Below are 15,493 nucleotides of genomic sequence, written 5' to 3'. Positions count from 1 at the left end.
ACCGGGGTATAGCGCAGTCCGGTAGCGCGCCTGCTTTGGGAGCAGGATGTCAGGAGTTCGAATCCCCTTACCCCGACCATATTAAAAATCCTCGTATCGAAAGATACGGGGATTTTTTTTGTCCTCGCGAAAGACAATTCCCTTCAAGTCATCGTACAACTTGCCGATAGCCCGCTAACGAGAGGGGACTGCCGCTGTTCGCCCCTTCAATCTGGCCAATACAAGAATAAGGGCGTCCGTCATGTTGCTTCGTCAGTTGAATATTGCACCACGTGCCGCATTGGGTTTTGCCCTGATCGCGGTCCTGGTGGCGCTGCTTGGGGTATTCGCCTTGGGGCAGATGTCGAGCATCCGTGACAGTGAGGTCGCGGTCGAGAGCCAGTGGTTGCCGAGCATTCGCGGCGGTGACGAGATTCGCGAGCTGATGTTGCGGATCCGCACGATTTCCCTGCGCATGGCGCTTGATCAGGATCCGAAGAACGTCGCGACTTACCGCAGCCAGATGGATACCCGCGACAAGGAGCTGAGCGAGAAGATCGCCGCCTACGACAAACTGGTCACCACGGCGGAAGGCCAGCAGCTCTATGGCCAGTTCAAAAAAACCTTCGCCGCGTATCGCACCGGCATCGCGCAATCCTTCACCCTGGCCGATCAAGGCCAGCGTGACGAGCTGACCAAACTGTTGCTGGTTGATATGAAGACCGTGGTCGACGGCTCCGGCAAGCAGCTCAATGACCTGGCGGATCTGTTCGCCAGGCAGGTTGCCGCGGAAAGTCAGAAATCCGCTGACCACTATCAGACCTCACGCACCATCGTCAGTCTGTTCATCGCGCTGGCGGCGCTGGCCACGGTGGCGCTGGCGATGTTGCTCACCCGCAGCATCGTCCGTCCGCTGAGCAGCGCCGTCAGCGCTGCCGAAAGTGTGGCCCGGGGCGACCTGACCCGACCGATTGAAACCCACGGTAACGATGAAGTCAGCCGATTGCTCAAGGCGCTGGCGACCATGCAGCAGAACCTGCGGGAAACGCTGCAAGGCATCAGCGGTTCGGCCACGCAACTGGCCACCGCTGCCGATGAGCTCAACGCGGTGACGCTCGACAGCACACAAGGCCTGCAGCAGCAGAACAACGAAATCGAACAGGCCGCCACGGCGGTCAATGAAATGACCACGGCGGTTGAAGAAGTCGCGCGCAACGCGGTGTCGACGTCCGATGCCACCCGCCAATCCAGTGAGTCGGCGCAACTGGGGCAGGCGCGGGTCAGTGACACCGCGTCGGCCATCAATGCGCTGGCCAGCGACGTGCAGCACACCGGCGAGTTGGTGCAATCGCTGGCCAACCAGTCACAGGACATCGGCAAAGTGCTGGATGTCATCCGTGCGATTGCCGAGCAGACCAACCTGCTTGCGCTCAACGCGGCCATTGAGGCAGCACGCGCAGGGGAGAGCGGACGCGGTTTTGCGGTGGTTGCCGATGAGGTGCGGGCGCTGGCCTATCGCACTCAGCAATCGACGCAGGAGATCGAGCAGATGGTGCAGGGCATGCGCAGTGGCTCAAGCTTGGCGCTGGACTCTATGCAGGCCAGCGCTGCACGGGCCACGACCACGCTGGCGTTGGCCGAGCGCGCCGGGGAGGCGCTGGAAACCATCACCGCGTCAGTGCATGAGATTCATGAGCGCAATCTGGTGATCGCCAGTGCGGCGGAGGAGCAGGCGCAAGTCGCGCGGGAAGTGGATCGTAATCTGGTGAACATTCGCGACCTGTCGGTGCGTTCGGCAGCGGGTGCCGATCAGACCAGCGCGTCGAGTCACCAACTGTCGCAACTGGCCAACGCGCTGCAAGGCATGGTGCGGCGCTTCCAGCTCTGATGTGCAGAGACCGATTGCAGGAGTGAGCTGGATTTTTGAGCTGCGCAGAACAGTGTGGGAGCGGGCTTGCTCGCGAAAGCGGTGTATCAGTCGACATGAATGTTGAATGACACGACCTCTTCGCGAGCAAGCCCGCTCCCACAGTTTTAGATCAATGCAGCTTCAAGCGTGGCTCGGTGCCGCGGCCGATCTTGCTGCCCAGCATCAGCATCGCCGTGCGGAACGGTCCGTACAGTGCCATCTGGTGCATGCGGTACAGCGACACGTAGAACATCCGCGCCAGCCAGCCCTCCAGCATCACACTGCCGGTCAGGTTACCCATCAAGTTACCCACAGCCGAAAAACGCGACAGCGAAATCAGCGAGCCGTAGTCGGTGTATTTGTACTCCGGCAGGGTTTTGCCCTCGATACGTAGCTTCAGCGATTTGGCCAGCAACGACGCCTGTTGGTGCGCGGCTTGCGCACGCGGCGGCACATTGCGATCCGAACCCGGCTGTGGGCAGGCGGCGCAGTCACCGAAGGCGAAAATGTTTTCGTCGCGGGTGGTCTGCAACGTCGGCAACACTTGCAGCTGATTGATACGGTTGGTTTCCAGACCGTCGATGTCCTTGAGGAAACCCGGCGCGCGAATGCCGGCGGCCCAGACTTTCAGGCTGGCCTTGATCACGTTGCCATCAGCGGTGATCAGGCTGTCGGCGGTCACTTCGCTGACCGAAGCGTTGGTCATCACATTGACCCCGAGTTTCTCCAGGGTCTTGTGCACCGGGCCGCTGATGCGCTCTGGCAGCGCTGGCAGCACCCGTGGGCCGGCTTCGATCAGGGTGATGTGCATGTTCTCCGGTTTGATCCGGTCGAGGCCGTAAGCGGCCAGTTCATGTGCGGCGTTGTGCAGTTCTGCCGCCAGCTCGACGCCTGTGGCGCCGGCACCAACGATCGCCACGCTGATCTGTTCGATCACATCGGTCTGCCCGGCATGTGCGCGCAGGTAGTGATTGAGCAATTGTTGGTGAAAGCGTTCGGCCTGTTTGCGGGTGTCGAGGAACAGGCAGTGCTGCGCTGCGCCCTGGGTGCCGAAATCGTTGGTGGTGCTGCCGACGCTGATCACCAGCGAGTCGTAGGCTACTTCACGCGCGGGAACCAGCTCTACGCCGTTCTCGTCGTAGGTGGCGGCCAACTGGATTTTTTTCTGCGCGCGATCAAGCCCGCTCATGCGCCCCAGCTGGAACTCGAAGTGGTTCCATTTCGCCTGGGCAACATAGTTGAGTTCGTCTTCGGAAGAGTTCAGCGATCCGGCGGCCACTTCGTGCAGCAGAGGCTTCCAGATGTGCGTCAGGTTCGCGTCGACCAGCATCACACTGGCCGTGCCGCGCTTGCCCAGAGTCTTACCCAGACGGGTAGCCAACTCCAGACCGCCGGCGCCGCCGCCGACAATAACAATACGATGGGACATAGGGATAACTCGCAAGGTTTTTAAAGGAAATCGGTGCAATCACCTTCGCGAGCGCAATGCTGCTCATAGCGTCAGGTAACTGATAAGTCGGCTCAGCAGGCCCAGACCAATGGTCACTGCCAGCACCAGCACCAGGAGCATCCACGGCCGGAAAGGCCGGCGCTCGACACGGTGTTGGGACAACTGCAGGTACTCTTCGACATGCTTTTGGTCTTCGGGGTTCAGGCGGCTGGTCATAAAGGCCTCGTCAGGTAGACGTTGCTGAATGTGCAGAAGCTACAGCGGTTTTCAACCGGGGTTGAACGCAGCATAGCCGCTGTCCGGAACCGGTTCGACAGACACACCGTCGTCGAGGCGAATGATCCCGCTTTGTAACACCCGCGCGGTTATTCCGCCATGCCCGCGCACCGCTTGAAAGGTGCCGGGACCGAGGTCGTTTTGCAGGCGCGCGCAGGGCTGGCACCAACCGGTGGTCTCGAATATTGCCTGACCGATGCGAAAGCGCCGACCCTTCAGACTAAACAGATTGATGCCGCTGATGACCAGATTGCGCCGCAGGTCTTCAGGCCTCACGGGTTGATCTTCAGGCCGGCCCATCAACGCGCTGATGACCGCCAGGTGTTCGAACTGAATCAACGTTACTTGCCGCGCGTTGCGCACGCCGGGGCGGGCGTGGTCACCGGTCAATCCGGCTTCGAGCCGTGCCTCGACGGCGTCGAGCTCGATCATCGGGCCGCGAGACTCGGGGCGCACGCCGATCCAGCGTACGCGGCCAGTCTGCGGGACGTCGGCAATCAACTGCTGCAGCGGCGTCACAGGCTGATCCCGACATCGAAGACGATACTGCGACCGAGGTTGCTGCGCAGAAAGTCCGGCGCATCGGGATGGGCGAACAGCACCCGGGCGAAGGTCGGGCCGACCAGCGACAGCGAACGCCAACCCTGACGCAGATACTCGGTCGGCGGTGGAAAATGGCTGTTCAGGTCCAGCACTTCGCGCTTGAGGCTGGCGAAGGCGATGATGTCCAGTTCGCCCAGATCCATGCCGCGTTCCTTGTAGTTGTGCGCTTTTTTGCGCAAGGTCGGCGCCAGTCGCAGCAAGAACTCATTGGCCGGGATCCGCCGTGGCTTGGCTTCACGACGCACCAACTGGCTGAGGGAGAACGCACTGCGGCGGCGTTGCAGTTCATCGCGCCATTCGTCGTTGAGCCTGCGGCCTTCATCGAGAACGAAGAACACTTCGAAATTGGCATCGCGAAACAGCACGTCCGGCGGCTCGCCGGCGGGGGCGAACTCATCGACACGGTAGGGAATGTTCAAGCCTTGCAGCAGGCGCTGGCAGACCCAACGCTCACGCTCCCATTTGCGGGCATTGGACAGGAACGCGTTGGCTTGCTCGGCCGCAATGGTCAGCAGGCGTAAGTAATCTGAGTCATCCATAGGCCAAGCTTAGCGTTCAAATGCGACAAGCAGAAAGCTTTGCATCGGCTGATGCCCGGAAGAGGGCGGTGTAGACTCCGATGAAGGAATTAAACCCATGGAGAAGGTAAGGGATTCATGATCGGTGCAGAACTGCTGTCGTCGACGAGCCTGACACTCGGCTGGCTGATTTACCTGCCGGTGTTGTTGTGGGCGATCTGTCGTACGCCGTGGGTCGAGTTGTTCACTGACAGTCGCCGCCAGCATCTGCTGTTCGGCACGGTGTTCGCCTTGTTTCTGCTGTGGATGGTGCGCAGGGATTTCGACACCGGGGTTTCTTATCACTTCATCGGTATGACCGCCGTGACGTTGCTGCTCGACTGGCCGCTGGCGATCATCGGAGGGCTGGTGGCGCAGCTCGGGCTGGTGTTGCTCGGACGTCAGGATCTGGCGGCGGTTGGGGTCAACGGTACGTCGCTGATCCTGTTGCCGGTTTTGATCACCGAGTGTGTGGCGATCCTCGTCGAGCGTGCCCAGCCGCGTAATCCGTTTGTGTATATCTTCTGTTCCGGGTTCTTTGCCGCAGCGTTGTCCGCATTGCTGTGTCTGACGCTGAGTCTGGGCCTGCTGTGGTACGACGGTCTGTTCGCCATGCCGGAATGGCTGGAAGACTTCATCGGCTACCTGTGGCTGCTGATTTTCCCCGAAGCCTTTATCAACGGCATGGTGATCAGCGCGCTGGTGGTGTTCAGCCCCGAGTGGCTGGAAACCTTCAACCGCACCCGCTACCTTTCGGCGCCGTGGAAGGACGACGATCCCAAGTCTTGATCCACATCAAATCCGTCATCCACGCGGCATTTCATGCTCGGCCAAATTCCTTCAGGAGCAGCGGCATGAGTGTTTACGAGTGGGCGAGGCAGGAGACGCGGCAGAGTCTGGACATGGCGCTGGAGGTGGGCTTCGATCCGGGCCTGAGTCTGCGCGCCTTGCTCAGCGCGGTGGTGCAACAGAGCAAGACGGTGCGCAACGCCGAAGACCTGGCCGACGAGTTGCGCTTTCTCGCGGAAAACCTCGACGACGATCAGGACTACGGCTTCATGCGGCCCTGATCGCGATCAGTGACGCGGGTCGAAATCGCCGGAGAACATTTCGTCTTCGGCATCCGGGGCGACCGGAATCTTGTGCTCTTCGGACGCCCAGGCGCCGAGGTCGATCAGCTTGCAGCGATCGGAGCAGAACGGGCGGAATTTGTTCTCGGGGGTAAATTCCACGGGGGCGCCGCAGGTTGGGCATTCGACGGTTGTAGGGCTCATGACTGGCCTCCGGATAAAGTCAGGTAAAAGTGATGCAGGCGCTCGACTTCGCTGTGCAACGAGGCGAGGTCGCGGTCGTTGACCACCACATCATCGGCACGGCTCACGCGGTCTTCACGGCTGGACTGGGCCTTGAGGATCGCCTGGACCTGTTGTTCGCTGGTCTGGTCACGCTGCAAGGTGCGTTCGATCTGCAGTTGTTGCGGGGCGTCGATCACCAGGATGCGCTGGGTCATCGCGTATTGCCCGGATTCGATCAGCAGCGGCGACACCAGAATCGCATAAGGCGATTTTGCCAGCGCCAGATGGTGAGCGATTTCCTCGGCGATCAACGGATGCAGCAGGGCTTCGAGCCAGCGGCGTTCTTCAGGCACTTCAAAGATCAACTTGCGCAGGGCCGCACGGTCCAGCGTGCCATCGGCTTGCAGGACGCCGGAACCGAAGTGTTCAGCAATCTTCGCCAGTGCCGGACGCCCCGGCTCGACCACCCAGCGCGCCGCGTGGTCGGCGTCGACCACATGGATCCCGAGATCGATGAAGTGCTGGGCCGCGGCGCTTTTGCCGCTGCCGATGCCGCCGGTCAGGCCAAGAATCCAGGGTTTTTCCACACGGGTATTCATTTCAAACCGACAAACTGCCAATAGAAGTCGGTTATTTGACCACCCCAGAGCAAGGCAATCCAGCCGGCAATTGCCAGATACGGGCCGAAGGGCATCGGCGTCGAGGTTTTCTGCTCACGCAGACGCAGTAGAACCACCCCGACAATCGCCCCCACCAGCGATGACAGCAGGATCGTCAGCGGCAGAATCTGCCAGCCGCCCCAGGCCCCGAGCAGCGCAAGCAGCTTGAAATCGCCGTGGCCGATGCCGTCCTTGCCGGTCAGCAGCTTGAACAGCCAGAACACTGACCACAGCGCCATGTAACCGGCCACCGCACCCCACAACGCCGCGTTCAGCGAGACGAACAGCCCGAAACTGTTGACGATCAGCCCCAGCCACAACAACGGCAACACCAGCACATCGGGCAGCAGTTGATGTTCGGTGTCGATCAGGCTCATCGCCAGCAGCCCCCAAGTGAGGACGATCAACAGACCAGCCGGCCAGCCGAACCCCAGATGCCAGGCGACGAATGCCGAAAGCAGGCCGCAGGCCAGTTCGGTCAGAGGATAACGTTTGCTGATGGGCGCGGCACACGCCGAACAGCGTCCGCGCAGCACCAGGTAACTGAGCAGCGGAATGTTTTCCCAAGCCCGAATCCGGTGGCCGCAGTGTGGGCACTGGGAGTGCGGCAGCATCAGGTTGTAGGTCGGCAGTGGTGTTTCGCTCGGCAGGCCGAGGACATCCTGCGCCTGCTGGCGCCAATCGCGCTCGAGCATTTTCGGCAGGCGCCAGACCAGTACGTTGAGGAAACTGCCGACCACCAGACCCAACAGCAGAGCGGTGCACACAAAGGCCAGCGGATACAGACTGAAGAGTTCGTCGATAGGCATGTCAGATCGCTGAGCCAAGCTGGAAGATCGGCAGGTACATGGCCACGACCAGCCCGCCGACGATGACCCCGAGCACCACCATGACGAACGGCTCCATCAGGCTGGTGAGGTTGTCGACCATGTTATCCACTTCCTCTTCATAAAAACCGGCGACCTTGTCGAGCATGTCATCCAGCGCGCCCGATTCCTCACCGATGGCGGTCATCTGCACCGCCATGTTGGGGAAGACTCCGGTGCTGCGCATCGAGAAATTCAGCTGCATGCCGGTGGCGACGTCCTGACGGATGCGCAGCACCGCGCGTTTGAACACCACGTTACCGGTGGCACCCGCCACCGAATCCAGTGCCTCCACCAGCGGTACGCCAGCGGCGAAGGTGGTCGACAGGGTGCGGGCGAATCGCGCCACCGCCGATTTGTACATCAGCGTGCCCACCAGCGGCAGCTTCAGCAGCCAGGTGTCTTTGCGGTCGCGCAATGCCTGGGATTTCTTCAGCGCATGACGGATACCGAACACCGCCGCGATCAAAGCACCAAGCACTACCCACCACCATTGCTGCATGAACTCCGAGAGACTGATCACCATCAGGGTGAAGGCCGGCAATTCGGCGCCGAAGCCGGAAAATACCGACTGAAACTGCGGCACGACTTTTACCAGCAGAATCCCGGTGACGACCATTGCCACCAGCACCACGGCGCTGGGGTAGGTCAGGGCTTTCTTGATCTTGGCCTTGAGTGCTTCGCTTTTTTCCTTATAGGTCGCGACCCGTTCGAGCAACGTATCGAGCGCGCCCGATTGCTCGCCGGCATCCACCAGGTTGCAATACAGCTCATCGAAATACTGCGGCTTCTTGCGCAAGGCGGCGGCGAAGCTGTTGCCGGCCGCCACCTCTTGCTTCACCTCGTCTACCAGTTTGCGCATCGCCGGGTTGTCGAAGCCTTCGCCAATGATGTCGAACGACTGCAACAGCGGTACGCCGGCCTTCATCATGGTTGCCATCTGCCGGGTGAACAGGGCGATGTCCTGCGCTTTGATGCGTTTGCCGAGGTTGAGCAAAGAGGTGGATTTCTTCCGTACCTTGCCCGGGTTGATCCCCTGCTTGCGCAACTGGGCCTTGATCAGCGCGGGGTTCTGCCCGCTCAACTCGCCCGTGACTTTGCTGCCTTTGCGATCCGTGCCTTCCCAGGCGTAGATGCTGATTTTCGCTGCCTTGACCGCCATGTTCAGTCCTTGGTGACCCGGTTGATTTCTTCCAGGCTGGTGATGCCTTGCATGGCCTTGCGCAGGCCAGAGGTGCGCAGGTCGTCGAAGCCGTCGCGACGCATCTGGCTGTCGATTTCCAGCGAATTGCCTTCGGCCATGATCAGCCGTTGCAGGTCCGGGGTGTTTTTCACCACTTCGTAAATCCCCACGCGTCCCTTGTAGCCGCCGTTGCAGAGGTCGCAACCGACCGGCTCATAGATCGTGAAACTGCCGATCTGTTCCGGCGGGAAACCTTCCTTGATCAGTGTTTCGCGGGGGATCTCGATCGGTTTTTTGCAGTGGCTGCACAGCTTGCGCGCCAGGCGCTGGGCGATGATCAGGCTCACCGAGGTGGCGATGTTGAACCCGGGAATGCCCATGTTGTGCAGGCGGGTCAGGGTTTCGGCGGCGCTGTTGGTGTGCAGCGTGGACAGCACCAGGTGGCCGGTCTGCGCGGCCTTGATCGCGATTTCGGCGGTTTCCAGGTCACGGATCTCGCCGACCATGATCACGTCCGGATCCTGCCGCAGAAACGAACGCAGGGCCTGAGCAAAATCCAGCCCCTGTTTCGGATTGACGTTGACCTGGTTGATGCCTTCCATGTTGATTTCCACCGGGTCTTCGGCGGTGGAAATGTTGATGTCGACGGTGTTGAGGATATTGAGGCCGGTGTACAGCGATACGGTTTTCCCCGACCCGGTAGGTCCGGTCACCAGAATCATCCCTTGGGGCTGCTTGAGCGCTGCCATGTACAGCTCTTTCTGCGCCGGTTCGTAACCCAATGCATCGATGCCGATCTGCGCGCTGGACGGGTCGAGAATCCGGATCACCACTTTTTCGCCCCACAGGGTCGGCAGGGTGTTGACCCGGAAGTCGATGGACTTGGTCTTCGACAGGCGCATCTTGATCCGCCCGTCCTGGGGTTTGCGCCGTTCCGAGATATCCAGGCTGGCCATGACTTTCAGGCGTGCGGCGATTCGCCCGGCCAACTGGATCGGCGGTTTGGCCACCTCGCGCAGGATGCCATCGGTGCGCACCCGCACCCGGAAGGTCTTTTCGTAAGGTTCGAAGTGCAGATCAGAGGAGCCACTCTTGATCGCGTCGAGCAGCATCTTGTGCACGAAACGCACGACCGGCGCGTCATCGGCGTCGAGTCCGCCAATGGCGTCCTGGCGGCTGTCGTCGACGGACTCGACATCCACGCCGTCGAGATCGACGTCGGCCATTTCTTCGAGGCCGCTGGCGTGGGTGTCGAAGAATTTCTCGATGGCCTCGGTGAGCTTGTCGTCCTCCACCAGAATGGCTTCGGTGCTCAGCCCGGTGCTGAACTGAATGTCATTGATCGCCTGATGATTGCTCGGGTCGGAAATGCCCACGAACAGCTTGTTGCCACGGCGCCACAAGGGCAGGGCGTGATGCTGGCGCACCAGTTTTTCACTGACCAGGCCTTTGGGCTGGGTTTCCTTGTCCAGGCAATTGAGGTCCATGAAGGCCATACCGAAATGCTCGGAAGCGATCTCGGCCACCTGTGAGCTCTTCACCAGTTTGTTCTGCACCAGGTAGCTGACCAGCGACAGCCGATTGCGCTGCGCCTGTTGCCAGGCCTGCTGGGCGCTTTTTTCCGTAAGCAGTTCGGCCTGCACCAATTGCTTGGCCAGACCGCTCAGAGCGATGTCATTCATGGGGATTCCGGATGCTGACAGTTCATGACTTATAGCCTAGTCAAGTGACAGCGCCAAACACGCCCGGTACAGGTGACAAAAAGTGTCAGATAGTGCGGTTACAGGTTGTAGGAAAGCGCGACACGGCACCTTTATGCCGAACGTGCGGGGTCTGCAAGCGGTTGGCACGGCCTATGCTGAGCCCTTTGCAGATCATGAGATTCCGACTCATGCATGGAGAGCCTGTCTATGAACAACCAAAAAGGTTTCACTCTGATCGAGCTGCTGATCGTGGTGGCGATCATCGGGATTCTGGCGACCATCGCCTTGCCGCAATACTCAAAATACCAGGCGCGTTCGAAAGTGACGGCAGGTCTGGCCGAAATCAGTGCGCTGAAGGTGCCGTTCGAGGACACCATTAATCAAGGTACTGACCCTACGCTGACACTGGTGGCGGGGGGCGCTTCAGCCACTACCTCCAACTGCACGCTGGCGGCGTCGGGAACTGCCTCGACCGGTGCCGGCTCGATTACTTGCACATTGGTGAACGCACCGGGTCCGGTATTGGGCAAAACCATCACACTCAGCCGTTCGGGTGCCGCAACAGGCAACACCTCTGGTGTGTGGACCTGCGCCACAACAGTCAATGCTGACTATTCGCCAAAAGGCTGCACCGCCAGCGGCACTTGATGCGATGGTCTGAAGGAAAATGCCCCGCTTTGCGGGGCATTTTTTTGTCTTTTGACGCTGGAAAAAAGCTTCAAGAATTTCAGCGTGTTAGGAACTTTCCGAAAAGCCGCAACTTGCATGTCGATAATGCACTTGTCATGCAAATTGCATGATTCCGAAAATTTGCTTAATTCGTAAATCATTGATTTAAAAGGATTTATTGTCTTTCGAAAAGTTGGCACAGCCTTCGCAATATACCCAGTAACCCTGCTGACAAGACAACCAGCAGACTTTCCAGAAAAACAGGAGTTACTCGTATGAAGAAGTTCGCTATCACTGCCGCTGCTGCTACCGCGCTGACCCTGACCATGGCTTCCGGTGCTTTCGCACAATCCACCCAGGCTACTCAGGCTCCAATGACTCTGGCTGCTGGTGAAATGACCAAGGCTAAAGAAGCTACTTCCGATACCTGGATCACTACCAAAGTCAAAAGCGACCTGGTAACCGAAAAAGGCATTCCTGGTACCGACATCAAAGTCGAAACCAACAAGGGTGTGGTTTCCCTGTCTTCTGACGTCGCTGTCACCGAAGCTCAGAAAACCACCGCTGTGAACATCACCAAGAAAATCAAAGGCGTCAAAGCGGTCTCCGCTGACGGCCTGAAAGCCGAGTAAGGCATGACTTCTCGCCTGGACCGGGAGAAGACGCGACAGACGGGCCGAGCAATACGTCTGCCGCAACTTTAGAGTTCATGCGAACGGTCACACGGATGTGACCATTACGGGCCCCGGCACTTGTGTCGGGGCCTGTTCTATTTTCAGGTGATAAAAAACGAAATGTGGGAGCGGGCTTGCTCGCGAATGCGGTGTGTCAGCAGGCATATTCATTAACTGACCCACCGCATTCGCGAGCAAGCCCGCTCCCACAGGGATATAGGTTTTGGTTCAATTACCGCGCTTGCTGTTGATCTGCCGCAGGCGATTGCCTTCAAAGCGCAGGTATTGATACATGCCGTTGCTCGGGCCGTAGGTCCATTCCTCGACCTGAAATTCTTCGCGGCGGTTGGCGCTGCGCTTGTAGCCGAGGACATCGCGGCTGACCGGTTCGCCACACTTCTGCAGTACTTCGCTGGCGCGGTCACCGAGGCTGACCAACTGACTGCCACAACGCAGCGTGTCAGAGGCCAGAGCCGGGCTGGCGGCGAGCACCAGCATCAGCGCAAGCAGCCACTTGTGGTTCATCATTCGGCGTCCAGGTGCATTTGCGTCACCACTCGGCCATCGCTCTCGGCTTCGCCCAGATTGGCATCGATGAAGTACACCCGATCATCGGCCAGTTGACCTTTGTCGACCAGATAGTCCTTGATGCTGCTGGCGCGTTCCTGACCCAACTGCCGCAGCAGTACATCGCTGGAACTCCAGAACTTGATCACACCATCACGCATTTTCGCCGTGCGTTCTTCCTTGCCCAGATCTTTCCATTCGGCCGGTGGCTGGGTTTTCAGTCGAGTACGGTAAATGCCTTCGAGCAGCGGGCCTTTCTCGTTCTCCGGCACTTGCAACAGGGAAGCCTGGGCCGGCACCTTGTCGCCACGGCGCTGGAGCATCTTGTAGTAGTTGTACTGGTATTCGCGCTCCAGACGCTGCTCGGCAATCAACGGGCCGTCGCTGCTCTGTGCGGCAGTGCCTTCGATTTCCAGACGCAGGGCCGGACGTTCCTTGAGGGCCTTGGACAGTTTATCCAGCGCCGACTCGGCATCCTTGCTCAGGTCGCTCGAACCCGGGGCAAAGGACACGGTACCGAGGTCTTCGGAGCCGCCACCGTTGATCAGCCCGCCAATCATCTTGAACGGTGCGGCGGCGGCCTTGACGATCAGGTTGCGCAGGGTCTGCCAGACAATCGGCATCACGCTGAACTGCGGGTTGTTGAGGTCGCCGGTCACTGGTAGTTCGATGGAGATCTTGCCGTCTACGTCCTTGAGCAGGGCAATCGCCAGTTTCAGCGGCAGGCTCACGGCATCCGGGCTGTCGACTTTTTCACCGAGTTGCAGTTGCTCGACCACCACTTTGTTTTCAGCCTTCAACTGGCCCTTGGTGATCAGGTAATGCAGGTCGAGGTTGAGCCGGCCCTTGCGGATGCGGTAACCGGCGAACTTGCCGGAGTACGGGGTCAGGGTGGTCAGCTCGACGCGTTTGAAACTGGTGGCGATGTCGAGGCTGGCCATCGGGTCGAATGGATTGACCGCGCCTTTGATGGTCACCGGGGCATAGCGGTCGACCTTGCCCTTGATGTCGACGCTGGCCGGTTTCGCCTGACGACTGTCGATGGTGCCGATCTGGCCGTTGAGCTGTTGGACCGCCGTAGCGAAATTCGGCGTCAGGCTGAAATCGGCGAAGTTGGCCGAGCCATCGTTGATTGCAATCGCGCCGATGTGAATGCCCAGTGGTTTGTCTTTGCTGGCCGGTTTCGCCGCAGCGGTTTTCGCACCATTGTCGGCGGGCTGCGGGATCAGCAGGTCGTCGATGTTGGTGGTGCGGTCGTCGTTGATCATGAATCGCGCGTACGGCTGGAACAGGATCACTTTGTCGATCGACAGGCTGTCACCGTGTTGATAGTTGATGCCTTCAACCACCACTTGCTGCCACTTGAGGAAGTCGCGGGTTTTCAGGGTGTCGAGGGTGTGCAGTTGATCGATCTGCGCGCGCCCGGTCACGCCGAGTGCGAGCGGTTCGGTGCTCTTGAGGTTGACCTTGAGGTCGCTGCCAAGCATGCCGCTGCGCAGTTCCAGGCGAATGAACGGATTGATGTAGGACTGCGCGACACGCAGGTCGATGTCCTGGGTTTTCACATTGAGCTGGGCGGTGACCGGCGCGAGGTTGACCACGCCGTCGGCGTTGATCTTGCCTTGCTTGCCCAGGCCGCTGTCGAGCCTGACCTTGAAGGGCGAACCGTTGAGGCTGTCGAAATCCTGCAGATCAATGTTCAGCGGCGTCACATCCAGCGCCACCGGCGGGTTGGCCGAACGGTCGGCGAGATGCACGGTGTAGTTGCGTAGCTGGACGTCTTTGAGCAGCACTTGCCAGGGCTTGCTCGGCGCGGCCGGCGCTTTTGGCGAGTCGGCGGCGGCCGGAGTGGTCTTGGGTTCGGCGGCGGCCTTGGCGGCAGGTTTCGATGGCTGGCTGGCGAACAGTTTCTGCCAGTCAAGCTGGCCGTCGGCTTCGAGCGCAGCCCAGGTTTCCAGTTTGTTGCTGCGGATCTTGCCGACTACCACTTGCTGTTTGGCCAGGTCCAGCGAGGTTTCGCTGACGTCCAGTCGTTCAAGTTTCGCCAATTGGCGTCCGTCCGGCGCCTTGATCGCGAACGGCGCAATGCTCACCGCGACGTTGTTCAGCTGTAGTTCGGTTTCTTTCGACAGATTCAGTTTGTACTCGGTGCTGAGATTCAGCACGCCGTCTTCGAGTACCAGCGGCAGCGCGTCACGCACGTAGGGCCAGAATGACTTCATCTTGCCGTCGGTGACTTTCAGTGTGCCTTCGGAGGTGAACGGGATCAGGCTGAAGTTGCCCTTCCAGTCGATCTGCCCACCGGCCGGGCCGGCGGCGACCAGTGTCATGTCGGCGTTGTCGTCGGGCAGAGTGCTGAGGTTTTTCAGCTCGAAGTCGAGCTTGTCGTAGATGAACTCGATCGGTTCACTCGGACGGGCGTCCTGGAAATGTACATTGCCACCGGCCAGCTGGATGCGATCGATGCGCAGCGGGAACGGCTTGGCATTCGGATCGGCCGGGGTCGGTTCGCTGGCGGGAATCTTGAACAGGCCCAGCAGATTGAGCTGGCCGTCCTTGGCGAAGAGGATTTCGGTCTTGGGCTTGTCCAGCTCGATATCGGCCAGGTGCAGCGCCTTGGTCCACAGGCTGTCGAGTTGCAGGTTGGCGTACAGCCGCTCGAAGCCGACCTGCTCCTTGCCCGGCTCACCGACGACCAAGCCCCATAGGGTGACTTCCAGGCTGAACGGATTGAGTTCGATGCGCTGGATATGCGCCGGCACCGTGGCGTAGTTCGCCAGTTGCTGGTTGGCGATACGCAGGGCGATGCCCGGCAAAATCAGAAACCCCAGCAGGCTGTAGAGGGCCAGAGCAGTCAACAAGGCGCCAATCGCGCGAATCAATCCTTTGGGCATGTGCGGCGTCATCTCTGAATCGGAGTGCCTTGGAGTATGGCACGCGATTCTGGTTCCGAAGTACATCGTGGGGGGCAGGATTGTTCAGATTGTTCTGCAGCAACACAAAACCCTGTGGGAGCGAGCCTGCTCGCGAAGGCGTTCTATCAGTCACCCCGTCTGGTGGCTGATACACCGCTTTCGCGAGCAGGCTCGCTCCCACAGTGGGC

The 15,493-nt window shown here is 59.8% G+C and carries 16 protein-coding genes and 1 tRNA gene; 6 read left to right on the top strand and 11 right to left on the bottom strand.

Annotated features, from left to right (window positions below; genetic code table 11):
- Positions 1 to 2: 2 nt before the first annotated feature.
- Together H043_RS0124830 and H043_RS0124825 are read left to right on the top strand one after the other, a co-directional pair.
- Positions 3 to 79: transfer RNA gene (locus H043_RS0124830), tRNA-Pro, on the top strand.
- A 162-nt stretch (positions 80 to 241) separates the two neighbouring features.
- Positions 242 to 1,867: a methyl-accepting chemotaxis protein gene (locus H043_RS0124825; RefSeq protein ID WP_027614115.1), complete on the top strand. Its 1,626-nt coding sequence runs from the start codon at positions 242 to 244 to the stop codon at positions 1,865 to 1,867.
- A 151-nt stretch (positions 1,868 to 2,018) separates the two neighbouring features.
- Here the strand turns inward: H043_RS0124825 and H043_RS0124820 are convergent, their stop codons facing one another.
- The 4 genes from H043_RS0124820 to H043_RS0124805 form a co-directional block, all read right to left on the bottom strand.
- Positions 2,019 to 3,317 (bottom strand): NAD(P)/FAD-dependent oxidoreductase, encoded by a 1,299-nt coding sequence (locus H043_RS0124820; protein WP_003228306.1) that lies wholly within the window; start codon positions 3,315 to 3,317, stop codon positions 2,019 to 2,021.
- 63 nt (positions 3,318 to 3,380) lie between these two features.
- On the bottom strand, positions 3,381 to 3,554 hold the full coding sequence (locus tag H043_RS29325; RefSeq protein ID WP_003228304.1) for a DUF3094 family protein: 174 nt from the start codon (positions 3,552 to 3,554) through the stop codon (positions 3,381 to 3,383).
- Positions 3,555 to 3,605: 51 nt separating this feature from the next.
- On the bottom strand, positions 3,606 to 4,133 hold the full coding sequence (locus H043_RS0124810) for an MOSC domain-containing protein (protein WP_027614114.1): 528 nt from the start codon (positions 4,131 to 4,133) through the stop codon (positions 3,606 to 3,608).
- Entirely contained in the window at positions 4,130 to 4,756 is a 627-nt protein-coding gene (locus H043_RS0124805) for a DUF1780 domain-containing protein (protein ID WP_025108806.1), read from the bottom strand. The genes H043_RS0124810 and H043_RS0124805 overlap by 4 nt, the downstream gene beginning before the upstream one ends.
- A 117-nt stretch (positions 4,757 to 4,873) precedes the next feature.
- Here H043_RS0124805 and H043_RS0124800 point away from each other — a divergent pair, with 117 nt between their 5' ends.
- Both H043_RS0124800 and H043_RS0124795 read left to right on the top strand, forming a co-directional pair.
- Entirely contained in the window at positions 4,874 to 5,563 is a 690-nt protein-coding gene (locus tag H043_RS0124800) for an energy-coupling factor ABC transporter permease (protein ID WP_027614113.1), read from the top strand.
- 65 nt (positions 5,564 to 5,628) lie between these two features.
- The gene (locus tag H043_RS0124795; RefSeq protein ID WP_003228298.1) at positions 5,629 to 5,844 is read left to right on the top strand and encodes a hypothetical protein; all 216 of its coding nucleotides are present in this window, start codon (positions 5,629 to 5,631) and stop codon (positions 5,842 to 5,844) included.
- Between the two features lie 6 nt (positions 5,845 to 5,850).
- Here H043_RS0124795 and yacG read toward each other — a convergent pair whose 3' ends face one another.
- The 5 genes from yacG to pilB are packed head-to-tail and all read right to left on the bottom strand — an operon-like array spanning position 5,851 to position 10,459.
- On the bottom strand, positions 5,851 to 6,048 hold the full coding sequence (gene yacG, locus H043_RS0124790; RefSeq protein WP_003228296.1) for a DNA gyrase inhibitor YacG: 198 nt from the start codon (positions 6,046 to 6,048) through the stop codon (positions 5,851 to 5,853).
- Complete coding sequence (gene coaE, locus H043_RS0124785; RefSeq protein WP_027614112.1) at positions 6,045 to 6,668, bottom strand: dephospho-CoA kinase; 624 nt, start codon at positions 6,666 to 6,668, stop codon at positions 6,045 to 6,047. The genes yacG and coaE overlap by 4 nt, the downstream gene beginning before the upstream one ends.
- On the bottom strand, positions 6,665 to 7,537 hold the full coding sequence (locus H043_RS0124780; protein WP_027614111.1) for an A24 family peptidase: 873 nt from the start codon (positions 7,535 to 7,537) through the stop codon (positions 6,665 to 6,667). Before H043_RS0124780 ends, coaE begins: the two co-directional genes overlap by 4 nt.
- A gap of 1 nt (position 7,538) precedes the next feature.
- Positions 7,539 to 8,756 carry a type II secretion system F family protein gene (locus H043_RS0124775; RefSeq protein ID WP_027614110.1) on the bottom strand — a complete coding sequence of 406 codons (1,218 nt, stop codon included), beginning with the start codon at positions 8,754 to 8,756 and terminating at the stop codon, positions 7,539 to 7,541.
- Positions 8,757 to 8,758: 2 nt separating this feature from the next.
- Positions 8,759 to 10,459: a type IV-A pilus assembly ATPase PilB gene (gene pilB / locus H043_RS0124770; protein ID WP_027614109.1), complete on the bottom strand. Its 1,701-nt coding sequence runs from the start codon at positions 10,457 to 10,459 to the stop codon at positions 8,759 to 8,761.
- 228 nt (positions 10,460 to 10,687) lie between these two features.
- Here pilB and H043_RS0124765 point away from each other — a divergent pair, with 228 nt between their 5' ends.
- Both H043_RS0124765 and H043_RS0124760 read left to right on the top strand, forming a co-directional pair.
- Positions 10,688 to 11,128, top strand: coding sequence for a pilin (locus H043_RS0124765; RefSeq protein ID WP_027614108.1), 441 nt, complete (start codon positions 10,688 to 10,690; stop codon positions 11,126 to 11,128).
- A gap of 296 nt (positions 11,129 to 11,424) precedes the next feature.
- Positions 11,425 to 11,781, top strand: coding sequence for a BON domain-containing protein (locus tag H043_RS0124760; RefSeq protein WP_007963876.1), 357 nt, complete (start codon positions 11,425 to 11,427; stop codon positions 11,779 to 11,781).
- A 270-nt stretch (positions 11,782 to 12,051) separates the two neighbouring features.
- On the opposite strand, the gene H043_RS0124755 is transcribed toward H043_RS0124760, so the two are convergent.
- Positions 12,052 to 12,348, bottom strand: coding sequence for a DUF2845 domain-containing protein (locus H043_RS0124755; protein WP_027614107.1), 297 nt, complete (start codon positions 12,346 to 12,348; stop codon positions 12,052 to 12,054).
- Positions 12,348 to 15,296, bottom strand: coding sequence for a DUF748 domain-containing protein (locus H043_RS0124750; protein ID WP_027614106.1), 2,949 nt, complete (start codon positions 15,294 to 15,296; stop codon positions 12,348 to 12,350). The genes H043_RS0124755 and H043_RS0124750 overlap by 1 nt, the downstream gene beginning before the upstream one ends.
- Between the last annotated feature and the right edge of the window lie 197 nt (positions 15,297 to 15,493).

Source organism: Pseudomonas sp. URIL14HWK12:I6, assembly GCF_000514195.1.
GTDB classification, from domain to species: domain Bacteria; phylum Pseudomonadota; class Gammaproteobacteria; order Pseudomonadales; family Pseudomonadaceae; genus Aquipseudomonas; species Aquipseudomonas putida_A.
The sequence above is the reverse complement of the archived record's forward strand: the minus strand, read 5'-3'. Positions and strand labels throughout refer to the sequence as shown.

Bases quoted from the DNA above. Each gene is read 5' to 3' on its own strand.
- H043_RS0124825 (WP_027614115.1), top strand. From the start codon at position 242: ATGTTGCTTCGTCAGTTGAATATTGCACCACGTGCCGCATTGGGTTTT.
- H043_RS0124820 (WP_003228306.1), bottom strand. From the start codon at position 3,317: ATGTCCCATCGTATTGTTATTGTCGGCGGCGGCGCCGGCGGTCTGGAG.
- H043_RS29325 (WP_003228304.1), bottom strand. From the start codon at position 3,554: ATGACCAGCCGCCTGAACCCCGAAGACCAAAAGCATGTCGAAGAGTAC.
- H043_RS0124805 (WP_025108806.1), bottom strand. From the start codon at position 4,756: ATGGATGACTCAGATTACTTACGCCTGCTGACCATTGCGGCCGAGCAA.
- H043_RS0124800 (WP_027614113.1), top strand. From the start codon at position 4,874: ATGATCGGTGCAGAACTGCTGTCGTCGACGAGCCTGACACTCGGCTGG.
- H043_RS0124795 (WP_003228298.1), top strand. From the start codon at position 5,629: ATGAGTGTTTACGAGTGGGCGAGGCAGGAGACGCGGCAGAGTCTGGAC.
- yacG (WP_003228296.1), bottom strand. From the start codon at position 6,048: ATGAGCCCTACAACCGTCGAATGCCCAACCTGCGGCGCCCCCGTGGAA.
- coaE (WP_027614112.1), bottom strand. From the start codon at position 6,668: ATGAATACCCGTGTGGAAAAACCCTGGATTCTTGGCCTGACCGGCGGC.
- H043_RS0124780 (WP_027614111.1), bottom strand. From the start codon at position 7,537: ATGCCTATCGACGAACTCTTCAGTCTGTATCCGCTGGCCTTTGTGTGC.
- H043_RS0124775 (WP_027614110.1), bottom strand. From the start codon at position 8,756: ATGGCGGTCAAGGCAGCGAAAATCAGCATCTACGCCTGGGAAGGCACG.
- pilB (WP_027614109.1), bottom strand. From the start codon at position 10,459: ATGAATGACATCGCTCTGAGCGGTCTGGCCAAGCAATTGGTGCAGGCC.
- H043_RS0124765 (WP_027614108.1), top strand. From the start codon at position 10,688: ATGAACAACCAAAAAGGTTTCACTCTGATCGAGCTGCTGATCGTGGTG.
- H043_RS0124760 (WP_007963876.1), top strand. From the start codon at position 11,425: ATGAAGAAGTTCGCTATCACTGCCGCTGCTGCTACCGCGCTGACCCTG.
- H043_RS0124755 (WP_027614107.1), bottom strand. From the start codon at position 12,348: ATGAACCACAAGTGGCTGCTTGCGCTGATGCTGGTGCTCGCCGCCAGC.
- H043_RS0124750 (WP_027614106.1), bottom strand. From the start codon at position 15,296: ATGACGCCGCACATGCCCAAAGGATTGATTCGCGCGATTGGCGCCTTG.